Origin of the sequence: Vreelandella stevensii S18214 (genome assembly GCF_000275725.1) — a bacterium.
GTDB classification, from domain to species: domain Bacteria; phylum Pseudomonadota; class Gammaproteobacteria; order Pseudomonadales; family Halomonadaceae; genus Vreelandella; species Vreelandella stevensii.
The window spans coordinates 53,655-77,114 of record NZ_AJTS01000046.1 but is presented as its reverse complement, the minus strand read 5'-3'; the positions used below and the strand labels follow the sequence as shown (position 1 = coordinate 77,114).

Genomic DNA, 23,460 nt, shown 5'->3' with positions numbered 1-23,460 from the left:
TGCTGACGGAAGCACGGCGGATGGCGCTCAGTTCTCCCAGACGATCTCCAGCGGCTCATCTTTCGCCATGCGCACCAGATGGCTTTCCACCACGCCTTCCAGCTGGTCCAGATGCTCTTCTTCGAGGGTTTCGATGGAGACCACCAGGCGCTCAGGCTCCGCGTGCATCAGGCAGGTGCCGCTGGCAAACACGATCCTGGCATGCTGCTCGCCCTGCTCCACCTCCAGCTTGTGGGCCCAGTGCTTGCACAACCGGTTGATCAATCGTGCCCCAGACGGGGTGGCAATCTCGGCGCGAGATAACGGCATACGCTCTACTCCTGTTCGATGACGGCTCAGCTCCCAAGCCTAAAGCCCGCCCTGCCAACCGCCAAGTGACCAATGAGAATTTACTGCAACGATACGTTCGCTTTCCTGCAAGCGCTGCCGCCTAACGCTGCCGACGCTTCGCCCCCCCGGCGCCCCTCCAGCGTGGCCAGGCCCACGCCGCCCAGCAAAAAGGGCAAGGCCATCAGGAAGCCGCTGGACACGGGCAGCCCGAACAGCCACGCATCGGCCAGCACCGGCCAGGCCAGCGCGATGTATTCGAACGGGGCCAGCCGCGACACTTCGGCGTAACGCAGCGCCAGCGTCATGGCGATATGCGCCGCGCCGCCGAACAAACCGGAAAGCACCAGCAGCCCGAACTGCCGTGCATCCAGCGCCGCCCACCCCAGCGGCAGAGTCAGCAGCCCGGCCAGCGCCGAGACCACGATAAAATAGAACGCGATGGACGCCGCCGTTTCCGTGCGGGAAATACGCCGTACCGTGAGCAGAGCCCCCGCCGTCAGCAGCGCGCTCAGCGCCCCCAGCCCATACCCCAACAGCGAGCCCTGCCCACTACTCCCCAGCAGCTGGGGCACTACCAGCACGCCCACCCCGCACAGCGCCAGACCAAACGCCCCGGCACGATAGAACGAAAAGCGCTCCCCTAGCAGCAGCACGCCCCCCAGCGCCATGAAGACCGGCGTCAATTGCGCCAACAGCGTGGTTTCCGCCACCGGCAGCAGCGCCACCGTGGCAAACGAAGCGAACATGGCCGCCGCCCCCAGCCCTGAGCGCAGCGCGTGCCCCAACGGCCGCCGCGTCGCCAGCCCGCGCGGAAACTCATGGCGCAGCACCAGAAACACCACGATGGGCAACAACGCAAACAGCGAGCGAAAAAACACCGACTGCCCCACGGGCACCGCATCACTGACGGCCTTGATGCACACCAGCATGCCGGTGAACAGCACCCCCGACAGCACCCGCAACACGATCCCCAAACCAGGGCGACCCATGGCCTCCGTGGTCATCCGGCTACATTCCTTTTTCGTTAGGCTGGCGGCAAACATCTTCGCTTGAGCCATTCTGACCCAACCCACCATTAGCTGCCTAATAAAAATACCGCGTGTTCAGGGCATGCAAAAGAGCCAGAGCGAACGCTTCCGAAGCCAGTGGCAGATACAAAGACGCCCCGGCACGTTACCGTGCCGGGGCGTCCCTGGTCGTCAGGCCGTAACCTTTACGGCTTCATCTCTTCGAAGAACTTCTTCACGCTGTCGAAGAAGCCGGTCTTCTTCGGTGAGTGGCTGTGGCTGTTGCTGCCATCGAAGCTCTCCTGCAGCTGGCGAAGCAGGTCTTTCTGCTCGTCGTTGAGATTGACGGGCGTTTCCACCACTACCCTGCACAGCAGGTCGCCGGGGGTGCCGCCACGAACGGGCTTCACGCCTTTGCCGCGCAGGCGGAAGAGCTTGCCGGTTTGGGTTTCCGGTGGGATCTTCAGCTTCACGCGTCCATCCAGCGTCGGCACTTCCAGCTCGCCTCCCAGCGCGGCGTCCACGAAATTGATCGGCACGTCGCACTGCAGGTGTTTGCCGTCGCGGCGGAAGATATGGTGAGGCTTGATGGACACCTGTACGTACAGGTCGCCCGCTGGGCCGCCATTCACGCCGCTTTCGCCTTCGCCATTGAGGCGAATGCGATCACCGGTATCGACACCCGGCGGAATTTTCACCGAGAGAGTGCGGGTTTCGCGTACACGCCCTTCGCCATTACATTTGTGGCACGGCACTTTGATGTGCTGGCCGCTGCCATGACACGTGGGGCAGGTCTGCTGAACCGCAAAGAAGCCCTGCTGCATGCGTACCTGGCCATGGCCGTGGCACGTGGGGCAGGTTTCCTTGGAGGAACCTGGCTCGGCACCGTCACCGTCACAGCGGTCACATTCGATATGGCGCGGAACGCGAATATCCACCGTGGTACCGGCCACGGCGCTTTCGAGGTCCAGCTCCAGGTTGTAGCGCAGGTCGGACCCTCGCGCAGGCGCATTGGGGCCCCGCCGACGGCCACCGCCACCCCCGAAGATGTCGCCGAACACATCGCCAAAAATGTCGCCAAAATCACCGGCTCCGCCGCCGAAGCCGCCGCCACCAAAGCCACCGCCCTGGCCATCCACACCGGCATGACCAAACTGGTCATAGGCGGCGCGCTTTTCGCCGTCGCTCAAGACTTCGTAGGCTTCAGACACCTCACGGAATTTTTCCGCTGCGGTGTTATCGTCCGGGTTTCGATCAGGGTGGAATTTTTGCGCCAGACGGCGATAGGCCTTTTTGATCTCTTTCTGATCGGCCCCTTTTTCGACACCCAGGACTTCGTAATAATCGCGCTTGGACATGGGTCCTACGCCTCCTGGTTAGCTACGCACTATTGGCGTCTCGGCCGCGGAAACAGCAACGCGGGAGTTGCCTCCCGCGTCACCGCTTTCCTTGGCAGAAAGAGGTGGGTTACTGCTTCTTCTGCTCGTCGTTGACTTCTTCGTACTCGGCGTCAACCACGTCGTCGTCCTGCTTGGCGTTGGTGCTTTCCGCGCCTTCTGCGCCTGCCTGCTGGGCAGCGTCTGCCTGCTCGGCGTACATCTTCTGCGCCAGTTGGCCAGAGGCTTCGGTCAGCGCATCCAGTTTCTTCTGGATGTTGTCCTGGTCATCGGTCTTGACCGCTTCTTCCAGTTCGGCGATGGCCGTCTCGATGGCTTGTTTCTCGTCATCGGTGGCCTTGTCACCTGCTTCCTGCACGGTCTTGCGGGTGGCGTGAATCATGCCGTCCGCCTGGTTGCGCAGTTGCACCAGCGCTTCGAACTTCTTGTCTTCGTCGGCGTGGGCTTCGGCGTCGCGAACCATCTGCTCGATCTCTTCGTCCGTCAGGCCGCTGGACGCCTTGATCACGATGGACTGCTCTTTGCCCGTCGCCTTGTCCTTGGCCGATACGTTCAGGATACCGTTGGCATCCAGATCGAAGGCCACTTCGATTTGCGGTACGCCACGCGGTGCCGGCGGAATGTCGGAGAGATCGAAACGACCCAGCGACTTGTTCTGCGACACTTGCTTACGCTCGCCCTGCACGACGTGAATGGTCACCGCCGTCTGGTTGTCATCCGCCGTCGAGAAGGTTTGAGTCTTCTTGGTGGGGATGGTGGTGTTCTTGTCGATCAGCGGCGTCATGACGCCACCCATGGTTTCGATACCCAGGGTCAACGGCGTGACGTCCAGCAGCAGAACGTCTTTCACGTCGCCGCCCAGTACGCCACCCTGAATCGCGGCGCCCACGGCGACGGCTTCATCGGGATTGACGTCTTTACGGGCTTCTTTACCGAAGAAGTCTGCCGCTTTCTTCTGAACCATCGGCATGCGAGTCTGGCCGCCGACCAGGATCACTTCGTCGATTTCAGACGCGGACAGGCCAGCATCTTTCAGAGCCGTTTTGCATGGCTCGAGAGAGCGCTGCACCAGGTCTTCTACCAGCGACTCCAGCTTGGCACGGGTCACCTTGACGTTCAGGTGTTTCGGGCCTGTGTTGTCTGCCGTGATGTACGGCAGGTTGACGTCGGTCTGCTGAGCGCTGGAAAGCTCGATCTTGGCTTTCTCGGCGGCTTCTTTCAGGCGCTGCATGGCCAGGTTGTCGCCCGACAGATCAATGCCGCTGTCGGTTTTGAACTGGTCGACCAGATAGTTGATCAGCGCCAGGTCGAAATCTTCACCGCCCAGGAAGGTGTCACCGTTGGTGGCCAGTACTTCGAACTGGGTTTCACCGTCAACGTCGGCCACTTCGATGATGGAGATATCGAAGGTACCGCCGCCCAGGTCGTAGACCGCAATGGTCTTGTCACCACGAGACTTGTCCATGCCGTAGGCAAGCGCTGCGGCAGTCGGCTCGTTGATGATGCGCTTGACGTCCAGACCGGCAATACGGCCCGCATCTTTGGTGGCCTGACGCTGGCTGTCGTTGAAGTAGGCCGGAACGGTGATGACCGCTTCGGTCACCGGCTCGCCAAGGTAGTCTTCGGCGGTCTTCTTCATCTTCTTCAGCACTTCGGCGCTGACCTGCGGGGGAGCCATCTTCTTGCCTTTGACTTCTACCCACGCGTCACCGTTGTCGGCTTCGGCAATCTTGTACGGCACCATCTTGATGTCTTTTTGCACGACGTCGTCCTTGAAACGACGACCGATCAGACGCTTGATGGCGTAAAGGGTGTTTTCCGGGTTGGTCACGGCTTGGCGCTTGGCCGCCTGACCGACCAGCGTTTCGCCGTCATCGGTGTAGGCAATGATGGAAGGCGTGGTACGACCGCCTTCGGCGTTTTCAATGACTTTAGCGCTGTCACCATCGAGCACGGCTACACAAGAGTTTGTGGTGCCCAGGTCGATACCAATAATGCGTCCCATAGCAAAAACCTCGAATTCGGTTGAAACAAAAAACTAGTGGTTTACGCCGTCAAAACTGTTTAAGGCGTTTGCGAGCATTCTCGCGGGTTGCCCTTTATTTGGGGGCCGGCTGGCGCATTTCAAGGGCTTTTTTCTGCAATGCGTCATCGGATTAACCGGCTTTCTGGCTGACCACCACCATCGCGGGACGCACCAGACGGCCATTCAGGGAGTAGCCCTTCTGCATGACGTCCATTACCGTATTGGGCTCCAGCTCGGGATTGGGCACCATGGCCATGGCTTCATGCATCTGCGGGTCGAAGGGCTCGCCCTGGGGCTCGATGCTTTCGACGCCAAACTTGGCCAGCACGTCCAGCTGCATCTTCAGGGTCATGGAGACGCCTTCGCGATGCGCGTCGGAAGCGTCTTGCTGCATGCTTTCCAGAGCTTTCTCCAGGCTGTCCACGACGGGCAGCAGTTCCTTGACGAACTTCTCCAGCGCAAACTTGCGCGCCTTTTCGGCCTCTTGCTCGGCGCGACGGCGCACGTTCTGTGCTTCAGCGGCGGCGCGCAGGGCCTGGTCCTTGGCCTGGGCCAGGCTCTGCTCCAGCTCTTCTACCTGGGCGGCCAGCACGTCGGCTTCAGGGTTGCCTACGTTGCCATCGAGTACTGCTTCGTCTTCGACCAGCCCTTCCAGCTCACCTTCTACCAGGCGCTCTTCTGCCGTTGGTTGCGTGACTTCGGCTTCCTGCTCCTGACGCGCCAGCTCTTCATCCAACGGGGTTTGCGGTTCTTTAGCCATGCCTTGCTCCTGAAATACGTAGCGGTGCCGTTGGCGGCCACCTGAGTTGATTCGCGGGATTTAGACCACGGATAAAAGCTATATGGGGGCCATCAAAGCCATCTCAAGAGGGGCATTGAAGTGAGTTATCGACTACTGTATAAAACAACAATTATTGGATAAGTATCCAGCACTCGGGATGCACCGCCTCAGGAGGCCTCATGCTGACACAGCTAGCGATCCAGGATTACGCGATTGTTGACCGCCTTGAACTCGACCTCAGTCGTGGCATGACCGCCATCACGGGGGAAACCGGGGCGGGTAAATCCATACTGCTGGGCGCGCTGGGGCTCTGTCTGGGCGAGCGCGCCGACGCAGGCAGCGTGCGCCACGGCTGCGAGCGCACCGACCTTTCCGCCCGCTTCGACATTCAACACCTGCCCGCCGCCATCGAGTGGCTGCAGGCCCGGGAACTGCCTACCGACGAGTGCCTGTTACGCCGCGTCGTTACCGCCAGCGGGCGCTCCAAAGCATGGATCAACGGCCACCCGGCCACCATTGCCGACCTAAAATCGCTGGGCGAACAGCTGATTCAAATCCATGGCCAGCACGCCCACCAGGCGCTCATGCGCGAAGAAACCCACTTGGCGCTACTGGATGACTACGCCGGGCTTGGTGAGCGCAGCCAAAAGTTGGCCGAGACTTACCGTGAATGGCGCAATGCCCGTCGTCGGTTGAAAAAGCTCAGTGAAGAGGGCAGCGAGGTAGAGGCCAAGCGCCAGCTGTTGCGCTACCAGGTGGAAGAGCTCGACCAGCTGGGCCTCGCCGAAGGCGAGCTGCAAACCCTGGAAGAAGAGCAGCACACGCTGGCCCACGCGGAAGAGACCCTGCGAGAAACCCAGTTTGCCGCCGACTGCTGTGAAAGCGATGAGGGCGGTGCGCTGTCGTTGCTGAACCAGGCCTACGCACACTTGAGCGCCCTGCCCGGCAGCGACAAGGGTACGCTGGCCAACACCCTGGCCATGCTCAGCGATGCACGCATTCAGGTAGAAGAAGCCGCCAGCGAGCTACAGCGCCTGGCCAGCACCACCGAACTGGACCCCGAGCGCCTGGCCTGGGTCGAGGAGCGCATGGGCGACGTGCACCGCATTGCGCGCAAGCACCATGTCGCCCCGGAGGAAATCTGCGCTCTGCATGCCCAGCTACGCCAGGAAGTGGCGCAACTGGAAGCCAGCGATGATGATCTGGAGGCCCTGAGCAGCCAGGTGGCCGACTACCGCGAGCGCTACCGCAACGATGCCAAGCTGCTCAGTGACGCTCGCCAAAAGGCGGCGGTGCGGCTGGGCAAGGAAGTCCAGCAGCAGCTGGCTTTTCTGGCCATGGGCAAGGCGCGTTTCGATGTCGACGTTACCCCTCGCGACACGCCCACCCCAGAAGGGCTGGATCACGTCCAGTTCCTGATCAGCGCCAACCCTGGCCAGCCTGCGCGCCCACTGGCGAAAGTGGCATCCGGCGGTGAACTGTCGCGCATCAGTTTGGCCATTCAAGTCGTGGCGGCCTCGCACTCCACCATTCCCAGCCTGGTCTTCGATGAAGTGGACGTGGGTATTTCCGGTGCGACGGCCGAAATCGTCGGCCAGCTGCTGCGCAAGCTGGGCGAAAACGGCCAGGTGATGACCGTGACCCACCTGCCGCAGGTGGCCGCCCAGGCGCATCAGCATCTGCACATCGAAAAACGCGCCAAACGCGATACCACCTTGACCCACATGGCACTGCTGGACGAGCGAGGCCGCATCAGCGAACTGGCCCGCATGCTGGGCGGGGTTACGCTTTCCGACCAGACCCTGGCCCATGCACGTGAGATGCTGCACGCCAGCCAGCGCCCTCCTCACTAAGCACAACCAAACTCAACCAAACTCAACCAAACTCATACCGAGCACTGTCTACAAAAACGCCCCTGAGGCGCCAGATGAACTGCTCTGGCACCCCAAGGGCGTTTTCATGTAGCAGCGGACTACTTGCGGTTCGTGGGGCCACTGTCCTGGCGCGTGACGTCCGACCCACGGGGGCGTACGTACAGCACCAGAGCGTGGTCCACTAGCTCGTAGCCGTGCTCTTCGGCGATCTCTTGCTGGCGACGCTCGATGATGTCATCGACGAACTCGATGATTTCACCGCTTTCCAGACACACCATGTGGTCATGGTGGTCTTCTTGGGTCATCTCGAAGACCGCATGGCCACCGTCGAAATTGTGACGAATCACAAGGCCTGCCGACTCGAACTGAGTCAGCACGCGGTAGACGGTCGCCAGACCAACATCCTCGCCCGCATCAATCAGTGTTTTATACACTTCTTCTGCGCTAAGGTGGTGTTGGCCCGAAGCATTTTCGAGAATCTGCAGGATCTTGACGCGCGGCAGGGTCACTTTCAGCCCGGCTTTGCGTAGTTCATGGTTCTGATCGGCCATGGTTGCTCTTCGCAGTAACAGGTTAGGTCGGGTATCATCGACCGAAACCACGATAGTGAAGAACAGGCTCAAATGCAAAAATTGACTCGTATCATTACTCTTTCCGTTGCCCTGACCGTCGTTAGCGGCTGCAGTTACGTCGGCGTGTACAAGCGCGACATCCCTCAGGGCAACCTGGTCACCCAGGAGATGGTCAGCCAGCTCCAGCCGGGCATGACCCAGGAACAGGTTACCTATGTGATGGGCAGGCCGCTGCTGGAAGCGCCCTTCGATGCCCGCCAGTGGGACTATGTATACCGCCTCGATAAAGCGTACGGGGGCGTGGAACAGCGTCGCGTCACGCTCACCTTCGATAACGCTGGCCGACTGGTGAACGTCGAGCAGCAAGGCGACCTTTCTGGCGACCTGCCGGTCAGCTCTGACCGTGGCATGGGGCCTGCCGTCGAAGGCACTGACCCAATGGACAGCATGCAGCCAACCCAGCAGGCCCCCACGCCTGAGACCGCCCCCGAGCCCCAGCCAGTACCGATTGCTCAGTAACGGCTACTGGCCGCTGGCCTGACGTTTGGCCCGCTCCAGGCGGGCCGCCTTGGGGTCGATCTGCAGCGGCCGGTAGACTTCTACCCGGTCGCCTTCGCGCAGCGGCTCCTTATCGGGGTGGCGCAACGCCTTGCCGAAGATGCCCAGCGGCGCCTGCTCGAAGGTCTCGGCGGGCAGTTCCTGAAACAGGCTGGGCAGGTCGGCCATGGCAACGGCTGCTCTGGCAGTGGTGCCGCTGGGTACCTTCAGCGCGACGATACGCTGCTTGTGAGGCAGCGCGAAGGCCACCTCGACGGCAATGTCATCAACGGCCATACAGTTCGTTGGCGCGCTTGGTGAAGGCATCGACCAGTTGCCCGGCGATTTGTTGAAACAGCTTGCCAAACGCCATGCTTAGTAATCGATTGGCGAAAACGAACTCCATTTCCAGACTAACCTTGCAAGCATCATCCCCCATGGGGATAAACAGCCAGCGACCTTTGAGCTGCTTGAAGGGCCCTTTGACCAGCGAAAGCTCGATCCGCTCTGGAGCATGCAGGTCGTTGCGCGTAGTGATGGTTTGCTCGACCCCCGCCCGGCCCAGGGTCATTTCTCCGACCAGATGTAGCTCGTCTCTCTCCAGCAAACGCGCGCGGCGGCATCCCGGCAGGAACTCGGGATAGCGTTCGAAGTCATTGACCAGGTCGAACATTTGCTGGGGGGTATGGCGCACCAAAGCGGTACGATTGACGGTTGGCATTGACCTCTCCGCTGACTTCACAGTGCCCAAAGCGTATCATGGGAAATTATAGTTACAGACCTTGAATGGTATCACGCCTCCCCGCATAACGAAGGGGGTGCGCACGACAGATCAACGATGAGGTTCCATGGCCACTAAAAAAGGTAACAGCAAGGGCCCCGGCAGCAGCGTGATTGCCCAGAACAAGAAGGCGCGATTTGAATACCATATCGACGAAACCTTCGAAGCAGGCCTGGCACTGGCAGGCTGGGAAGTCAAAAGCATGCGCGCCGGAAAAGCCCAGCTCACCGACACCTATATTTTGATTCGCAACGGCGAAGCATACCTGCTGGGCAGCCATGTGACGCCACTGAATACGGCCAGCACCCACGAAATAGCCGACCCCACCCGCACCCGGAAACTGCTGTTGCACCGCAAGGAGATCGCCAAGATCTTCTCGGTCACGCAGGACAAGGGCCACACTTGTGTACCGCTCAAGCTGTACTGGAAGCGCAACAAGGTGAAGTGCGAGCTGGCGCTGGTGACGGGCAAGAAGATCCATGACAAGCGCGCCACCGAGAAGGACCGCGACTGGAATCGCCAGAAAGGCCGAATTATGCGGGAACATAACAAGGCATAACTGGTCAATTGGGCACGAGCACGTTAGAATGCGGCTCTGAATAAGGGGGCGACATGGTTTCGACGCCGGTGACAAACCCTGCGGTGCATGCCGAGAGCGTGATGTATCTCGTAAATACCACATCACGAAAAATAGTCGCAAACGACGAAAACTACGCTCAAGGCGCGCTGGCAGCTTAAACCCTGCTAGCTTCTTGTCTGGCCCCAAGGTGATGTGCCTATTCATCACTGCGGGGATATGAGCTAAAGCTGATAGGACCGCGGTTGGTGGTGTCTTCTCGCCAACCGTCAAACTTTAGAAGGCTCGCGTGGCTGAATCCTGATCGTCGGAGTCAGACACGTTAAAGCAAATGACGAAATCTAAGCATGTAGAGCCAATGGGCGCGTGCTGGCGGACGCGGGTTCAATTCCCGCCGCCTCCACCAGACACCCCTTCGAATCAAGCACCCTCGGGTGCTTTTTTCGTTTCTGGGCGCATGAGAATGCGTTTATTTAAAGCGGTGCCCTTAGCAGCCCACTCCAGCGGCGGCCTACCGCTAATTTAGCTTGGAGCAAATCGGAGCTGGTCGAGCTGGATTGGGGAGGTAACAGCTGTCGGCAAAAGCGCTGCCGAATCACTCGGGCAGCCAAAGGCGAAGCAAAAACCACCAATACTTCGGCAGGCACACATACCATTGACCTGCTCCCACGCGCTTTGGAAGCACTGAAAGCGCAGAAGACACCTAGCTATCTACACCCCAGCGGCCGCGTGTGTCTCACCCCCCGCACAGGCGAACCATGGACCGGCGATCAAGCGATACGCAAAACACTATGGGCCCACGCATTAAAGCGCGCCGACGTCCGGTACCGCCGCCCGTATCAAACCCGCCACACCTACGCATCCATGATGCGCTGGCGTGGGTATCCAAGCAGATGGGGCATACCAGCGTAGTGACCACGGCGCGGATATACGCGGGATGGATACCGACTACGAACAGCCAAGCGGGCATGCTGGCTAACGAGAAATTTTCGGTCAAACATAACGCGACGCAGCTTGCAAGACGAGAAGCTTGCATTTATGCTGCGCATCCTCCATTAATAGTGGAGAAGCTCTAAGCTAGAGCATCTGGAGGTAGCTATCATGCTTAACGAAGAAAAAGTTGCGCAAATTGCAGCCTACTTCACATGGCGGCGTGGTGGACAAATGTCTTATTTGAAGCTGATGAAGCTGATGTATCTGGCAGATCGTGCTTCGATGGAAAAATATGACGAACCATTAAGCCATGACGCTTGGTTCTCAATGGACAAAGGCCCTGTGCTTTCCTCTGTGCTTGAACTAATGCAAGGAGGTAGTCGTACAGGTGAATGGGAAAAATGGATCGCAGAAGGCTCTGTGCGTCATGAAGTTGCCCTTGCTCAAAGTGATTGCACTCGAGAAGCCTTTGACGAATTGAGTGACGCAGACATTGAATTGCTGGACTCTGTATGGAACGATTACGGCTCAATGACTCGCTGGCAGCTTGTAGATTTCACCCACGAATATTGCTCCGAGTGGGTTGATCCAAACAAGTCAGCACGACCAATCCCCCCTCAGGACGTCTACAAGGCATTAGGGAAAACCCCTGAAGAAGCTGAACAGCTAACAGCTGAAATTTTTCAGCGCCGCCAGCTTCACGCCGTAATGGATCGTCTCAGATGACAGGGTATTGTCCTTTTCGCAAGGGGACTCTCCTGATACTTTCAGGCCCTGTCAACCATCTACACATAGTGATGAATGACCCCGTGTACTATCCCGAAAGGGGCTACCACGGGGTTTTGCTTGTTAACATCTCTACTGTCAGAGATGGGCGCAAGTTTGACAGCACATGCCTATTCCACCCCGGTGAGCATCCGTTCGTGAACCAGCAAAGCTATGTGGTCTATAGTGAGGCTGTTGTCAAAAATGCTGAAGATATCTCCCAATTTGTCAACATGGGTGAATTCACACCAAGAGCGCCTATTTCAGATCACCTTTATGAACGTACCTTGGCAGGTTTTCACACCTCTCCCAGGGTCAAACCCAAGATTAAGCGTTTCATTAAAAATTACATGCAGCTTGAATGAGTTAAACTCCCATAGTCATCATCTAGTCAGTTTTCTTTGTAAGCCTATGATATTAATAATAAGAGCGCGGGTTCAATTCCCGCCGCCTCCACCAGACACCCCTACGAATCAAGCACCCTCGGGTGCTTTTTTCGTTTCTGGGCGCGGTGAAAGCGCCCAGAAACCATGGCGTTACGACACCAGCAGCCACTCGATCAGCCGGTGGTAGACCGGGATGCCCAGCATCACGTTGAGCGGGAACGTGATGCCCAGCGAGGCCAGCATGGCGAGGCCGATGTTGGCTTCAGGGATGGCGGCCCGCATGGCGGCCGGGGCCGCGATGTACGAGGCGCTGGCGGCCAGGGCCGCGAGAATCACCACCGAACCAATCGGCAGGCCGACCAGCGCTCCCACGGCAATCCCCATCAGCGACAACACCATGGGCGTGACCAGCGCAAAGGTCACCAACCGCCAGTGATGCCAGGGCATTGGTCGCAGCGTTTGGGCGGCAGTAAGACCCATTTCGAGCAGGAACAGGGCCAACACGCCCTTGAAGGCACCGGTAAACAGATTGGTGACTTCTTCGCCCTGGAAGGGGCCGTAAAGCGCACCGATGACGACACCACCCGCCAGCAGGATGACCCCACGGTTCGTGAGCGTTTCATGCCACAGTTTGCTGGTACTTTCCTTGACGGCTGCGCCCTGGTAGCGCCGGTACAGGGCAATGGCGATCATGATGGCGGGTAGCTCCATGGCCACTAGATAGAGGGTGACCTCGCTGCCCACGGCCAACTGGCGCGCCTCCACGTACGCCAGTGCCACGGCGAAGGTACCTGCGCTCACCGAACCGTAGTGGGCGGCAATGCTGGCACTGTCCGCAGGCGATAGGCGTACCAACCGCCTGAGCACGGGCATCAGCATCAAGGGAATGACCGCAGACAGCAGCGCTACGCCCATCAGTTCGGGCACCAGCCCCCAGTGCAGATTGCCATGCAGCGCCATGCCCCCCTTGAGGCCAATGGTCAGCATCAGCAACAGGCTCAGCGTATCGTAGGTGGCCTTGGGAACCTGAAGGTCGGACTTGACCGCGCCAGCCAACAGTCCAAGTAGAAAAAACATGACCACTATATCGGGCATCGCCGCTGCTCCATCGGATGAAAGTGGCCGCATTTTGCGATGTACACGGCAAGACAACTAATCATATATTGAATGCTCGGCATAGATGATTTTCTATACCCTGAATTTGACCTTCGATTTGACCTTCGTATAAAGGCTGTCTTCGTGAATATCCGCCATTTAACCTTTCGTCTGTTGCAAGTGTATGTCGCCGTGGTGCGCCATGGCTCGATCAGCGAGGCCGCCCGGCAGCTGCACCTGACACAACCCACCGTGTCGCAGCAGTTGAAGCGGCTTAGCGAGGCCATTGGCAGCCCGCTGCTGGAGCATCACTCTCAAGGGCTGACCATGACCGCCACGGGCCAGGCGCTTTATCAGGCCAGCCGTGACGTATTGGGGCGCTTCGATGATTTCGCGGACCAGCTCAGCGATTTGCAATATGGCAGCAAGGGGCGCTTCAGCATTGCCCTGGTGAACACGGCGCAATACGTGCTGCCGCGCCTGCTGGGCCCGTTCAGCCATGCGTTTCCCGATGTGGACGTCACCGTCAATATCGGCAATCGACGGCAGGTCCTGGCCCGCTTCGAGCGGCGCGAAGACGACTTGTATATCTTCAGCCACCCCCCTGCCCTGGCCCACGCCGTAGCGGCCCGCTTCATGCGCAACCCGCTGGTGGCCATTGCCGCCGCCCATCATCCGCTGGCCAGCCAGCCAAACGTGACCATGGAGCAACTGCTTGGCGAGCGCCTGCTGCTCCGCGAGCCCGGCTCGGCATCGCGCATGCTGCTGGAAAGCTGGCTACAGGAGCATGGCCTGACCATGCGCAAGACCCTGCAAATGGCCAGTAACGAAGCCATTCGCGTGGGCGTGGCCGCCGATATGGGGGTAGCGGTATTGTCGGAGCATGTGCTGCCCAGCGAACACTCGGAACTGGCTGTGCTGTCGGTCGATGGCTTGCCCATCGAAAGCCATTGGCAGTTCATCGTGCGCAACGACCAGCGTCTACCACCCGCCGCACAGCGCTTTCTACACTATGTGCATGAGCATCTGAGCCAGTGGATCGAGCCACGCTTCGTATGCAACGAATTAGGGCTTTTACTGGAGGCCTACCCCACCTTCCCGGTGCGCGAGTGAGCCATCAAGCAAAGACGTTGCAGCCCTCTTCAATCCCGCTATGTTGACAACATGAGGTCTGATACCAGGTCGGGCCATTGAACAAGGAAGCGACAACATGCTGTATGGGCTGAGCCTGCTGGCAGGGATTGGATTACTGTTTCTGGGCGGTGAAGCACTCATCCGTGGAGCCGTCGCCAGCGCACAGCGCATGGGCGTCTCTCCGTTATTGACCGGGCTGGTAGTGGTGGGTTTTGGTACCTCCGCGCCCGAGCTGGTGGTGTCGGTGGACGCAGCGCTTCGTCAACAGCCGGATATTGCCGTGGGCAATATCGTGGGCAGCAACATCGGCAACATCTTGCTGATTCTGGGCTTGTGTGCCGCCATCTGCCCCATGACCGTACAACCATTGGCACTGCGCCGGGATGGCGTGGTCGTCGTGGCGGCCAGCGTGCTTTTCATCCTGCTCTCATGGGGAGGAGCATTGGGGGTATGGCAGGCCATGCTGCTGCTGGCCTCATTGGCCGCTTACCTGGTGTGGGCCTATCGTACCGAGCGCAATGTGCCGCAACCTGCCGGTGAGATGCACAGCGCTGAAGCCGAAGAAGTGTCAGCGGTCCCCACGTCTACCGGCATGATCGTCACGGCGCTGGTCGTGGGGCTAGGCATGCTGATTGGTGGCTCGCAGCTGCTGCTATACGGCGCCATCGGGCTGGCGCAGGCCGTGGGTATTTCGCAAGCGGTGATTGGCTTGACCATTGTCGCGGTGGGCACCTCACTACCGGAAATGGCGGTATCGGTCATTGCAGCCCTGCGCCGCCATGCCGACGTTGCCGTTGGCAACATCCTGGGCAGCAATATTTTTAATGTGCTGGGCATACTGGGCATTTCCGCCCTGCTGCAACCCCTGCCCATCGCCGCGCGCGTCGGCCAGTTCGACCAGTGGGTCATGCTGGGGTCGGCAAGCTTGCTGCTGCTGTTCCTGTATACCGGCATGCGCCTTTCACGCGGAGAAGGGGCGGCGCTGCTGGCGGGATATGGCGCTTATATTGCCCTGAGCTTCACGGTGTTCTAACGCAACGCTTCCGGTAGTTCGACCTCGGCTTCTTCATAGTAGCGCAACGCTCCGGGGTGCAGGTCCACCGGCAGATGGGCCAGCAGTTCAGCGGTCACGCTGCCCCACCAGGGTGATGTCTCCGTCAACGCGACCTGCTGCTCCCAGAATGTTTTGGTCAACCGATAGGCCACGTCTTCGTCCATGTGCACCGTGGCAAGCGCGAAGACTGGCGACGACGTGGTCACCACCCGCTTGTCGATGCCTGGGTAAGTACCGCCGGGAATGATCTGGTGTACGGCCCTGTGCGCTCGACCTGCTCATCGGTCAAACTGATCATGTAGACGTGACTGGCCAACCCCTGCGACCCCCCTTCAACTTGACATCAACGATAGGAATGCTCAGGATAAATTTTTATTTTCAATTGAACGTTCAAAAAAAATCCTTGGTAATGGTTTGGGTGATTTTCACGCTGCCTGACACGGCTAGTGTCATGAAACCCGTGTAACCTATGTGCCATTGTCACCTTCATGAGATGGCTGCATCACAGCCCTGACACTTTATGCCCCAACTCATCTTGCACGGCGCGACTTACGATATCGATGCCATTTTGTTCGACAAGGACGGCACGCTGCTCAATTTCGGCGACCTCTGGATTGGTTGGTTCGACCAGCTGGTCACGACCCTTAACCAAAGCCTTCCCGAGGCACACGCGCTATCGCACCAAGCGCTCTACCCCAGGGTCGGCATCGATCCTGAGCAGCGCCTGTGGGACCCCACCGGCCCGTTGACCATTGGCTCATTGGACGATATTGCCACCATCGTCTCGCTTAGCCTGTTCGAGGCGGGCGTCGCCTGGAATGACGCTACTCAGCTATCCCACGATGCCATCGCCCGCCTGGCCGACACGCTGGACTGGCCCAACTGCGTGACCCCCGTAAAGGGCCTGATGAACTTCGTAGCGCAGGCACGACAGGCGGGGATAGCGCTGGCGGTGGTCACCTCCGATGACGCCCACAATGCGCATTTGCATTTAAAGCTGCTCTCGCTGGCCGATGCGTTTTCTGCTGTGTTGGGGCATGATCAAGTGTCGCGCGGCAAGCCCTACCCGGAGATGGCGCTACTCGCCTGCGAACAGCTGGGCACGGCACCGCAACGTACGCTGATCATCGGCGACTCCAATGGCGACATGGCCATGGGTCAGGCCGCCGGTCTGTTGGCCGGTATCGGTATCTGCGCCGCTCCTCACCTGGACGGCTCCCACCTTACCCACGCGGATCACGTGATTCGTGACTATGACGAGTTGACTATCGCACGGCCTCATCATTAATCCATCAAGGGAACACACCATGCATCCAACACTCGAGTCTCTCACCCAGCAAGCAAAACGCGGCCAGCTGTCGCGCCGTGACTTCATGCGTCGCGCCATGGCACTGGGCATTGCCGCGCCCTTTGCTGGCTCGCTGCTCTCCAGCCAGGTATTGGCCAGCACGGGCACTCCTCAACGCGGCGGTATTCTGCGCGCCGGTATGCAAGGCGGGGAGTCGACGGACAGCCTTGACCCAGCCAGCTGGACCAGCCAAGTGCAGCACTCCTTCGGGCAGTCCTGGGGGGAAGCCTTGACCAATGTTTCACCAGAAGGCGAGCTGGTACCCCGCCTTGCGGAAAGCATTGACTCTTCCTCGGATGCCAAGACCTGGGTCTTCAAGCTGCGCCGTGGCGTGCTGTTCCACGATGGCCAGGAGATGACCGCCGACGACGTCGTGGCCACGCTGGAGCGCCATTCGGACGAGAGCTCGCAGTCGGGTGCGCTGGGCATCATGCGCGGCATCGAGTCGATTCGCGCCACGGACACCTACGAAGTCACCATCGTCACGCTGGAACCCAATGCCGACCTGCCGTTTTTGCTTTCCGATTACCACCTGATGATTCAGCCGGGCGGTGGCAAGCAGGACCCGGCCGCAGGCATCGGCACCGGCCCCTACAAAGTGGTGGAGTTCCAGCCCGGCGTGCGCCAGATCGCCGAGCGTTTCGATGGTTACTGGAACCCGGACGAGTACGGCTTCGCCGACCAGATCGAGATCACCATCATCAACGACCCGACGGCGCGCATCTCGGCGCTGCAGAGCGGTCAGGTGCACATGATCAACCGGGTCGAGCCGCGGGTGGTGGACATGGTGCAGCGCCTGCCCAACATCGTGATCAACAACACTTCCGGGCGTGCTCAGTATGTCTTCCCCATGCACTGCGACACGGCGCCGTTCGATAACAACGACCTGCGACTGGCCCTGAAGTACGCCATCAACCGCGAAGACATGGTCGAGCGTATCCTGCGCGGGTATGGCAGCGTGGGCAACGATTTCCCCATCAACGCCGCTTACCCGCTGTTTCCCGACAGCATTCCCCAGCGGGAATTCGACCCCGAGCGGGCCAGCTATCACTACAAGAAATCCGGCCACGACAGCCCCATCGTGCTGCGCACCTCCGACGTGGCCTTTCCCGGTGCCGTGGATGCCGCACAGCTGTTTCAGCAGAGCTGCGCCCAGGCGGGCATCAACATGGAAGTCCGCCGCGAGCCCAGCGACGGCTACTGGTCGGAAGTGTGGAACAAGCAGCCCTTCTGCGCCTCCTACTGGAGCGGCCGCCCCACCCAGGACCAGATGTACTCCACAGCGTACATTTCCAGCGCCGACTGGAACGACACCCGCTTCTTCCGCGAGGACTTCGATGCCCTGGCCCGCGAAGCACGCGGCGAGCTGGATACAGACCGCCGCAGCGAGCTGTACCACGACATGGCCATGATCGTCCGCGACGAAGGCGGATTGATTCTGCCCATGTTCAATGACTACATCGAGGCCACTCTGGACAACGTGGGCGGCTGGTCAGCCAACCCGATGGGCGAAATGATGGCAGGCTTTGCGCTTTCGAAGTGCTGGTTGACGTCATAACCCGGAAGGCTGCCATGAACTCTTTTGTCCTTAAACTGATTGCCCAGCGCCTGGCGCTGGGCCTCTTGCTCCTGCTGGCCGTGTCGGTGCTGATTTTCGCGGGCACCGAAATGCTGCCCGGCGACGTGGCCCAGTCGATTCTGGGGCAAAGCGCCACGCCCCAGGCCGTCGACAACCTGCGCCGCGAACTGGGCCTCGACCAGCCCGCCTGGTCACGCTACATCGACTGGCTGGGCGGCATTCTGCAAGGCGATCTGGGCACCGCCCTGTCCAACCGTCAGGATATCGCCCAGTCTCTTTGGGGCCGCGCAGGCAACACGCTGTTTCTGGCCTTCTGGACGGCGATCGTTGCAGTGCCGCTGGCCATCCTGCTGGGGCTGGTCGCCGTGCGCTACCAGAGCCGCTGGCCCGACCGGGTGATTTCCGGCTCCACGCTGACCGCCATTTCCCTGCCGGAATTCTTTATCGGCTACCTGTTGATCTACCTGTTCGCCGTCCAGCTCAACTGGTTTCCCAGCGTCTCCACGGTGCATGGCGGCATGAGCCTGGGGGAACGGCTGCACGCCATCGCACTGCCTGCGGCCACGTTAACGCTGGTGATTCTGGCCCACATGATGCGCATGACTCGGGCCGCCATTCTCAACGTCATGCAGTCGCCCTATATCGAAACCGCCGAACTCAAGGGGCTGGGCTCGTTTCGCATCATTGCCCGCCACGCGTTTCCCAACGCCATCGCGCCGGTGGTCAACGTGGTGATGCTGAACCTCGCCTTCCTGATCGTCGGCGTGGTGGTGGTCGAAGTGATTTTTGTCTACCCAGGCATGGGGCAGTACTTGATCGACCACGTCTCGAAGCGCGATGTCCCGGTGGTCCAGGCGGTGGGGCTGATCTTTGCGGCGGTGTACATCGGGCTCAATATGCTGGCCGACATCATTGCCATCTTGACCAACCCACGCCTGCGTCATCCCAAATGACCGGCTGCTTGCCAGGCCACAGTGACCAGACAGGAACGTAACACCATGTCGAAACCCTTAACGCTGCTGAAGCGCATGCCCGTGACCGCGCTGGTCGGGCTGCTGCTGACCTTCAGCTTCTTGATCATGGCGATATTCGCCCCTTGGCTGGCGCCCTACAGCATGTCCGAGAGCGTCGGCGACATGTGGATGGGCCCGTCTGCCGATTTTTTGCTGGGCACCGACAACCTGGGCCGCGACTTACTCTCGCGGCTGATCTACGGTGCCCGTACGACCATTACCATTGCCGCCCTGGCCACGGCGCTGGCCTTTTCGATTGGCTCGGTGCTGGGCATTCTGGCGGCAGTCTATGGCGGCTGGATAGACCAGCTGATTTCCCGAGGGGTCGATATCGTGATGTCGATTCCCACACTGATCTTCGCGCTGGTGATCCTATCGGTCATGCCCAGCACCCTTCTCATGTTGATTCTGATCATGGGGGTGCTGGACTCCACGCGCGTGTTTCGTATCTCCCGCGCCGTGGCGGTCAATATCAACGTGATGGATTACGTGGAAGCCGCACGGCTACGCGGTGAAGGCAAACGCTGGATCGTCTTTCGCGAGATTCTGCCCAATGCGCTAACGCCCCTGGTGGCCGAGCTGGGCCTGCGGTTCATTTTTGCCGTGCTGTTCTTGTCGTCGCTGTCGTTTCTGGGCCTGGGGGTACAGCCTCCGGAAGCCGACTGGGGCAGCATGGTGCGCGAAAACCGACAGGGCATCGTGTTCGGCGTTCCCGCCGCCCTGATTCCCGCCGCCGCCATTGCCGTGCTGGCGATTTCGGTCAATCTGGTGGCCGACTGGATCCTGCGCCACACCACCGACCTGAAAGGAGGCCGCAGTGGCTGATACGCTGTTAACGATTCGCAACCTGACCATCGATGCCACGGCCTACCCGCCCGGCGAGCCGCCCCAGGAGATCAACATCGTCAAAGGGGTCGACCTGACGCTGGAACGAGGCAAGGTGCTGGGGCTGATCGGCGAATCCGGGGCCGGCAAGTCCACCATCGGCCTGTCGCCGGCTGGCTATGGCCGGGGCGGCATACGCCTGGGCGGCGAAGTCTGGGTCAACGGCCGCAATATTCTCGAAGGCTCGCCCAGGGCCCTGCGCCAGCTGCGCGGCAAGGAGGTGTGCTACGTGGCCCAGTCGGCCGCCGCCGCGTTCAATCCTGCCCATACGTTGATGGAACAGGTCATCGAGACCACCCTGCTCCACGGCCTGGCCAGCCGCAAGGAGGCCGAAGCGCGCGCCGTGGAGCTGTTCCGCCAACTGGGCCTTCCTGACCCGGAAAACTTTGGCAGCCGCTACCCGCATCAGGTCTCCGGCGGCCAGCTGCAGCGGGCCATGACGGCCATGGCGCTGTGTCCCGAGCCCGACCTGATCATTTTCGATGAGCCGACCACCGCGCTGGATGTGACGACCCAGATCGACGTTCTGGCCGCCATCAAGGATGCCATCAGCAAGACGGGAGTGGGCGCGCTGTATATCACCCACGACCTGGCCGTGGTGGCGCAAGTGGCGGACGACATCATGGTGCTGCGTCACGGCGCCATGGTGGAGTACGGCCCGACGCGGCAAATCATCGAGGCCCCTCAAGAGCCCTACACCCAAGCGCTGGTCTCGGTGCGCTCCATCGATCATGCCGCCAAGACGCCGGAAGAAACGCCGGTTCTGGCCATCGAGCAGGTCAGCGCCGCCTACAGCAACAGCGCAGGCAACGTGCTTCACGAGGTCAGCATGGCGGTCAGCCCTGGCCAGACGCTGGCCATCGTCGGGGAGTCCGGGTCGGGCAAATCGACCCTGGCTCGGGTGATCACCGGCCTGCTGCCGCCCAACCAGGGGCAGGTCAGCTTCCAGTCCCGGGCCCTGCCCAACACCCTGGGCGAGCGCGGCAAGGAGACGCTGCGTGAACTGCAGATGATCTACCAGATGGCCGATGTGGCCATGAACCCACGCCACACGGTGGAAACCATCATTGGCCGACCGCTGACGTTCTATTTCGGCCTGAAAGGCAAGGCGCGACGCCAGCGGGTCGTCGAACTGCTCGACGAGATCGAGCTGGGAGAAAGCTTCATCGACCGCTACCCCGCCGAGCTTTCCGGGGGGCAGAAACAGCGGGTCTGCATTGCCCGCGCCCTGGCGGCCAAACCCAAGCTGATCATTTGCGATGAAGTGACCAGCGCCCTCGACCCCTTGGTGGCCGACGGCATTCTCAAGCTGCTGCTGCGCCTGCAGGAAAGAGAGAACGTGGCGTATCTGTTCATTACCCACGACTTGGCCACCGTAAAAGCCATCGCCGACAGTATCGCGGTGATGCACCAGGGCAAGGTCGTCCGCTACGGACAGCGTGATGAGGTGCTCGCCCCGCCCTTCGACGACTACACCCAGACGCTGCTGGCGTCGGTGCCGCAAATGAAGCTGGGCTGGCTGGAAGAGGCCATGGCTACCCGCTAACGCGGGTTGCGCCGCTCACGTTTGCCCGTGGGCGAGTGAGTGGCGCAGGCCAGTCTTTACTCATGACACTGTTATGAGTGCTTTACTATTAGCGAAACGGATAATTTCAAAAAAAAGACGTAATCGCTTACGCCCTGTCGCTTTTCATTCGGTTTTATTCCGTATTGCAATGCAATATAGCTTGTTAAACTGGCGTGGCTTATTAACCCCTTTCTTCTCATCATTATAAGGATAAACACGCCATGTTGACGTTGCATCATGACCCTGGCCAGCCCCGATGGACTCGTGGCTGGCTTTTTTTGTTAGCGGCTTTGCTGCTACTGGCAAGCCCGGCCGCCTTCGCGGTGACCGGTGAGATCGACTTGACCAGTTCTGCCATTGGCTTTTTTGCCGTAACCATCTTCGTGCTGGCCTACGCGTTGGTCATGGCCGAAGAGAAGATCCACATGCGCAAGTCCAAGCCCGTGCTGGTGGCAGCAGGGGTGATATGGGGACTCATTGGCTGGGTGTACGTCCAGAACGGCATGTCGGAAACGTCGGAGTATGCGTTTCGGGTGACACTGCTGGAGTTCACCGAGCTAATGCTGTTCCTGCTGGTCGCCATGACCTATATCAACGCCATGGAAGAGCGCCGCGTCTTTGATGCACTGCGCTCATGGATGCTGCGCAAAGGCTTTAATTACCGCACGCTATTCTGGCTGACGGGTGGTTTAGCCTTTGTACTTTCGCCTATTGCCGACAACTTGACCACGGCACTTCTGATGTGTGCCGTTATTACTAAAGTGGCAGAAGGCGATAAACGCTTTATCAACTTGGCGTGTATCAATATCGTGGTGGCTGCCAATGCAGGGGGCGCTTTTAGTCCCTTCGGCGATATCACCACGCTGATGGTCTGGCAGGCGGGTCTGATTCAGTTTCAGGAATTCTTCATCCTGTTCATTCCCTCGCTGATCAACTTCCTGGTACCGGCCGTCATCATGAGCCTGTTCATCAAGAACCAGAAGCCCAACAGCGTCTATGAAGACGTGCAGCTCAAGCGCGGTGCCCGACGCATCATTGCGCTGTTCTTGTTCACCATTGCCACTGCCGTCGCGTGCCATACGCTGCTCCATCTGCCGCCGGTATTGGGCATGATGACGGGGCTTGGGTACCTGCAGTTCTTTGGCTACTACCTGCGCAAGAGCCTGCCTCGCTCGCTGGAGCGCAAGCGCGAGCGCTATAGCCGCCTGGGCGACAACAAAAAGCTGGAGCAGCTGGGTGGCGTGGTGCCCTTCGACGTCTTCAACCGTGTGGCCCGCGCCGAGTGGGATACGCTGCTGTTCTTCTACGGGGTGGTCATGTGCGTGGGCGGGCTGGGCTTCATGGGTTACCTGGGGCTGCTCTCGGACGCGCTGTATACCAACTGGGACGCCACTTGGGCGAATATCACGTTGGGCATGGTCTCGGCGGTGGTGGATAACATCCCGGTGATGTTCGCCGTACTCACCATGCAGCCGGACATGTCACATGGCCATTGGCTGCTGATGACGCTGACGGCTGGGGTCGGAGGTAGCCTGCTGTCGATTGGCTCGGCCGCTGGCGTGGCCGTCATGGGTCAGGCGCGCGGCTATTACACCTTCATGGGCCACCTGCGCTGGGCACCGGTCATTTTGCTGGGCTACATCGCCAGTATTATCGCCCACCTGTGGCTCAATGCAGGCAGCTTTTCGGTATACGGCTGAGCGCTGACGGCGGCAGCCACCGTTCTGACAACGCCCACCCCTCCATGGGGTGGGCGTTTTGCTGTGGTGGGCGTTTCACTGGGGTAGGCGCTTTGAGACGAAGGCTTGCGCGCGCTCGG

General features: G+C 60.0%; 23 protein-coding genes and 1 other RNA gene. 14 read left to right on the top strand and 10 right to left on the bottom strand.

Annotated elements, in window-relative coordinates:
* Positions 1-27 precede the first annotated feature (27 nt).
* The 5 genes from HSS18214_RS0114035 to grpE all read right to left on the bottom strand — a co-directional run bounded on the left by HSS18214_RS0114035 (position 28) and on the right by grpE (position 5,520).
* Complete coding sequence (locus HSS18214_RS0114035; protein WP_016915911.1) at positions 28-309, bottom strand: DUF2218 domain-containing protein; 282 nt, start codon at positions 307-309, stop codon at positions 28-30.
* An 80-nt stretch (positions 310-389) separates the two neighbouring features.
* Positions 390-1,334 carry a DMT family transporter gene (locus HSS18214_RS0114030; protein WP_016915910.1) on the bottom strand — a complete coding sequence of 315 codons (945 nt, stop codon included), beginning with the start codon at positions 1,332-1,334 and terminating at the stop codon, positions 390-392.
* A gap of 209 nt (positions 1,335-1,543) precedes the next feature.
* A complete protein-coding gene (gene dnaJ, locus HSS18214_RS0114025; RefSeq protein ID WP_016915909.1) occupies positions 1,544-2,695 on the bottom strand; it encodes a molecular chaperone DnaJ in 1,152 nt (383 codons plus the stop codon).
* A 109-nt stretch (positions 2,696-2,804) separates the two neighbouring features.
* Positions 2,805-4,739, bottom strand: coding sequence for a molecular chaperone DnaK (gene dnaK / locus HSS18214_RS0114020; RefSeq protein WP_016915908.1), 1,935 nt, complete (start codon positions 4,737-4,739; stop codon positions 2,805-2,807).
* Positions 4,740-4,890: 151 nt separating this feature from the next.
* Positions 4,891-5,520, bottom strand: a complete 630-nt coding sequence (grpE, locus tag HSS18214_RS0114015; RefSeq protein WP_016915907.1) for a nucleotide exchange factor GrpE — start codon at positions 5,518-5,520, stop codon at positions 4,891-4,893.
* A gap of 200 nt (positions 5,521-5,720) precedes the next feature.
* Here grpE and recN point away from each other — a divergent pair, with 200 nt between their 5' ends.
* Entirely contained in the window at positions 5,721-7,394 is a 1,674-nt protein-coding gene (recN, locus tag HSS18214_RS0114010) for a DNA repair protein RecN (protein ID WP_016915906.1), read from the top strand.
* Between the two features lie 119 nt (positions 7,395-7,513).
* Here the strand turns inward: recN and fur are convergent, their stop codons facing one another.
* Positions 7,514-7,966 (bottom strand): ferric iron uptake transcriptional regulator, encoded by a 453-nt coding sequence (fur, locus tag HSS18214_RS0114005; protein WP_016915905.1) that lies wholly within the window; start codon positions 7,964-7,966, stop codon positions 7,514-7,516.
* A 72-nt stretch (positions 7,967-8,038) separates the two neighbouring features.
* Between fur and HSS18214_RS0114000 the strand changes: the two genes are divergently transcribed.
* Positions 8,039-8,506 carry an outer membrane protein assembly factor BamE gene (locus tag HSS18214_RS0114000; protein ID WP_016915904.1) on the top strand — a complete coding sequence of 156 codons (468 nt, stop codon included), beginning with the start codon at positions 8,039-8,041 and terminating at the stop codon, positions 8,504-8,506.
* Positions 8,507-8,509: 3 nt separating this feature from the next.
* Here HSS18214_RS0114000 and HSS18214_RS0113995 read toward each other — a convergent pair whose 3' ends face one another.
* Entirely contained in the window at positions 8,510-8,821 is a 312-nt protein-coding gene (locus HSS18214_RS0113995) for an RnfH family protein (RefSeq protein ID WP_016915903.1), read from the bottom strand.
* A complete protein-coding gene (locus HSS18214_RS0113990; RefSeq protein WP_016915902.1) occupies positions 8,811-9,245 on the bottom strand; it encodes a type II toxin-antitoxin system RatA family toxin in 435 nt (144 codons plus the stop codon). Before HSS18214_RS0113990 ends, HSS18214_RS0113995 begins: the two co-directional genes overlap by 11 nt.
* Before the next feature lie 127 nt (positions 9,246-9,372).
* On the opposite strand from HSS18214_RS0113990, the gene smpB reads away from it, so the two are divergent.
* From smpB to HSS18214_RS0113975, 4 genes are all read left to right on the top strand, one after another.
* On the top strand, positions 9,373-9,864 hold the full coding sequence (gene smpB / locus HSS18214_RS0113985; protein WP_016915901.1) for an SsrA-binding protein SmpB: 492 nt from the start codon (positions 9,373-9,375) through the stop codon (positions 9,862-9,864).
* 44 nt (positions 9,865-9,908) lie between these two features.
* Positions 9,909-10,288, top strand: a transfer-messenger RNA (tmRNA) gene (gene ssrA, locus HSS18214_RS18905).
* Positions 10,289-10,983: 695 nt separating this feature from the next.
* A complete protein-coding gene (locus HSS18214_RS0113980) occupies positions 10,984-11,541 on the top strand; it encodes a Panacea domain-containing protein (RefSeq protein WP_016915900.1) in 558 nt (185 codons plus the stop codon).
* Between the two features lie 83 nt (positions 11,542-11,624).
* Positions 11,625-11,945 carry a hypothetical protein gene (locus HSS18214_RS0113975; RefSeq protein ID WP_156808524.1) on the top strand — a complete coding sequence of 107 codons (321 nt, stop codon included), beginning with the start codon at positions 11,625-11,627 and terminating at the stop codon, positions 11,943-11,945.
* Positions 11,946-12,116: 171 nt separating this feature from the next.
* On the opposite strand, the gene HSS18214_RS0113970 is transcribed toward HSS18214_RS0113975, so the two are convergent.
* Complete coding sequence (locus tag HSS18214_RS0113970) at positions 12,117-13,061, bottom strand: sodium-dependent bicarbonate transport family permease (RefSeq protein WP_016915898.1); 945 nt, start codon at positions 13,059-13,061, stop codon at positions 12,117-12,119.
* A gap of 144 nt (positions 13,062-13,205) precedes the next feature.
* On the opposite strand from HSS18214_RS0113970, the gene HSS18214_RS0113965 reads away from it, so the two are divergent.
* Together HSS18214_RS0113965 and HSS18214_RS0113960 are read left to right on the top strand one after the other, a co-directional pair.
* Entirely contained in the window at positions 13,206-14,174 is a 969-nt protein-coding gene (locus HSS18214_RS0113965; protein ID WP_016915897.1) for a LysR family transcriptional regulator, read from the top strand.
* A 97-nt stretch (positions 14,175-14,271) separates the two neighbouring features.
* Complete coding sequence (locus tag HSS18214_RS0113960) at positions 14,272-15,228, top strand: calcium/sodium antiporter (RefSeq protein WP_016915896.1); 957 nt, start codon at positions 14,272-14,274, stop codon at positions 15,226-15,228.
* Here the strand turns inward: HSS18214_RS0113960 and HSS18214_RS0113955 are convergent.
* The gene (locus tag HSS18214_RS0113955) at positions 15,225-15,494 is read right to left on the bottom strand and encodes a TAXI family TRAP transporter solute-binding subunit (protein ID WP_272942921.1); all 270 of its coding nucleotides are present in this window, start codon (positions 15,492-15,494) and stop codon (positions 15,225-15,227) included. The genes HSS18214_RS0113960 and HSS18214_RS0113955 overlap by 4 nt on opposite strands.
* A gap of 275 nt (positions 15,495-15,769) precedes the next feature.
* Here HSS18214_RS0113955 and HSS18214_RS0113950 point away from each other — a divergent pair, with 275 nt between their 5' ends.
* From HSS18214_RS0113950 to nhaD, 6 genes are all read left to right on the top strand, one after another.
* Positions 15,770-16,537, top strand: a complete 768-nt coding sequence (locus tag HSS18214_RS0113950) for an HAD family hydrolase (RefSeq protein ID WP_016915894.1) — start codon at positions 15,770-15,772, stop codon at positions 16,535-16,537.
* A 19-nt stretch (positions 16,538-16,556) separates the two neighbouring features.
* Complete coding sequence (locus HSS18214_RS0113945) at positions 16,557-18,155, top strand: ABC transporter substrate-binding protein (protein WP_016915893.1); 1,599 nt, start codon at positions 16,557-16,559, stop codon at positions 18,153-18,155.
* A 14-nt stretch (positions 18,156-18,169) separates the two neighbouring features.
* Complete coding sequence (locus tag HSS18214_RS0113940) at positions 18,170-19,129, top strand: ABC transporter permease (protein ID WP_016915892.1); 960 nt, start codon at positions 18,170-18,172, stop codon at positions 19,127-19,129.
* Positions 19,130-19,174: 45 nt separating this feature from the next.
* A complete protein-coding gene (locus HSS18214_RS0113935; protein ID WP_016915891.1) occupies positions 19,175-20,014 on the top strand; it encodes an ABC transporter permease in 840 nt (279 codons plus the stop codon).
* Complete coding sequence (locus HSS18214_RS0113930) at positions 20,007-21,620, top strand: ABC transporter ATP-binding protein (RefSeq protein WP_016915890.1); 1,614 nt, start codon at positions 20,007-20,009, stop codon at positions 21,618-21,620. The genes HSS18214_RS0113935 and HSS18214_RS0113930 overlap by 8 nt, the downstream gene beginning before the upstream one ends.
* Before the next feature lie 242 nt (positions 21,621-21,862).
* Positions 21,863-23,341 carry a sodium:proton antiporter NhaD gene (gene nhaD / locus HSS18214_RS0113925; RefSeq protein ID WP_016915889.1) on the top strand — a complete coding sequence of 493 codons (1,479 nt, stop codon included), beginning with the start codon at positions 21,863-21,865 and terminating at the stop codon, positions 23,339-23,341.
* Positions 23,342-23,460 lie beyond the last annotated feature (119 nt).

Excerpts from the sequence above, each read along its gene's own strand:
- nhaD (WP_016915889.1), top strand. The coding sequence starts at position 21,863 with ATGTTGACGTTGCATCATGACCCTGGCCAGCCCCGATGGACTCGTGGC.
- HSS18214_RS0113960 (WP_016915896.1), top strand. The coding sequence starts at position 14,272 with ATGCTGTATGGGCTGAGCCTGCTGGCAGGGATTGGATTACTGTTTCTG.
- HSS18214_RS0113945 (WP_016915893.1), top strand. The coding sequence starts at position 16,557 with ATGCATCCAACACTCGAGTCTCTCACCCAGCAAGCAAAACGCGGCCAG.
- dnaJ (WP_016915909.1), bottom strand. The coding sequence starts at position 2,695 with ATGTCCAAGCGCGATTATTACGAAGTCCTGGGTGTCGAAAAAGGGGCC.
- recN (WP_016915906.1), top strand. The coding sequence starts at position 5,721 with ATGCTGACACAGCTAGCGATCCAGGATTACGCGATTGTTGACCGCCTT.
- HSS18214_RS0113995 (WP_016915903.1), bottom strand. The coding sequence starts at position 8,821 with ATGGCCGTTGATGACATTGCCGTCGAGGTGGCCTTCGCGCTGCCTCAC.
- HSS18214_RS0114000 (WP_016915904.1), top strand. The coding sequence starts at position 8,039 with ATGCAAAAATTGACTCGTATCATTACTCTTTCCGTTGCCCTGACCGTC.
- HSS18214_RS0114035 (WP_016915911.1), bottom strand. The coding sequence starts at position 309 with ATGCCGTTATCTCGCGCCGAGATTGCCACCCCGTCTGGGGCACGATTG.
- dnaK (WP_016915908.1), bottom strand. The coding sequence starts at position 4,739 with ATGGGACGCATTATTGGTATCGACCTGGGCACCACAAACTCTTGTGTA.
- HSS18214_RS0113980 (WP_016915900.1), top strand. The coding sequence starts at position 10,984 with ATGCTTAACGAAGAAAAAGTTGCGCAAATTGCAGCCTACTTCACATGG.
- HSS18214_RS0113970 (WP_016915898.1), bottom strand. The coding sequence starts at position 13,061 with ATGCCCGATATAGTGGTCATGTTTTTTCTACTTGGACTGTTGGCTGGC.
- smpB (WP_016915901.1), top strand. The coding sequence starts at position 9,373 with ATGGCCACTAAAAAAGGTAACAGCAAGGGCCCCGGCAGCAGCGTGATT.
- fur (WP_016915905.1), bottom strand. The coding sequence starts at position 7,966 with ATGGCCGATCAGAACCATGAACTACGCAAAGCCGGGCTGAAAGTGACC.
- HSS18214_RS0113990 (WP_016915902.1), bottom strand. The coding sequence starts at position 9,245 with ATGCCAACCGTCAATCGTACCGCTTTGGTGCGCCATACCCCCCAGCAA.
- HSS18214_RS0113935 (WP_016915891.1), top strand. The coding sequence starts at position 19,175 with ATGTCGAAACCCTTAACGCTGCTGAAGCGCATGCCCGTGACCGCGCTG.
- HSS18214_RS0113940 (WP_016915892.1), top strand. The coding sequence starts at position 18,170 with ATGAACTCTTTTGTCCTTAAACTGATTGCCCAGCGCCTGGCGCTGGGC.
- HSS18214_RS0114030 (WP_016915910.1), bottom strand. The coding sequence starts at position 1,334 with ATGACCACGGAGGCCATGGGTCGCCCTGGTTTGGGGATCGTGTTGCGG.
- HSS18214_RS0113950 (WP_016915894.1), top strand. The coding sequence starts at position 15,770 with ATGCCCCAACTCATCTTGCACGGCGCGACTTACGATATCGATGCCATT.
- grpE (WP_016915907.1), bottom strand. The coding sequence starts at position 5,520 with ATGGCTAAAGAACCGCAAACCCCGTTGGATGAAGAGCTGGCGCGTCAG.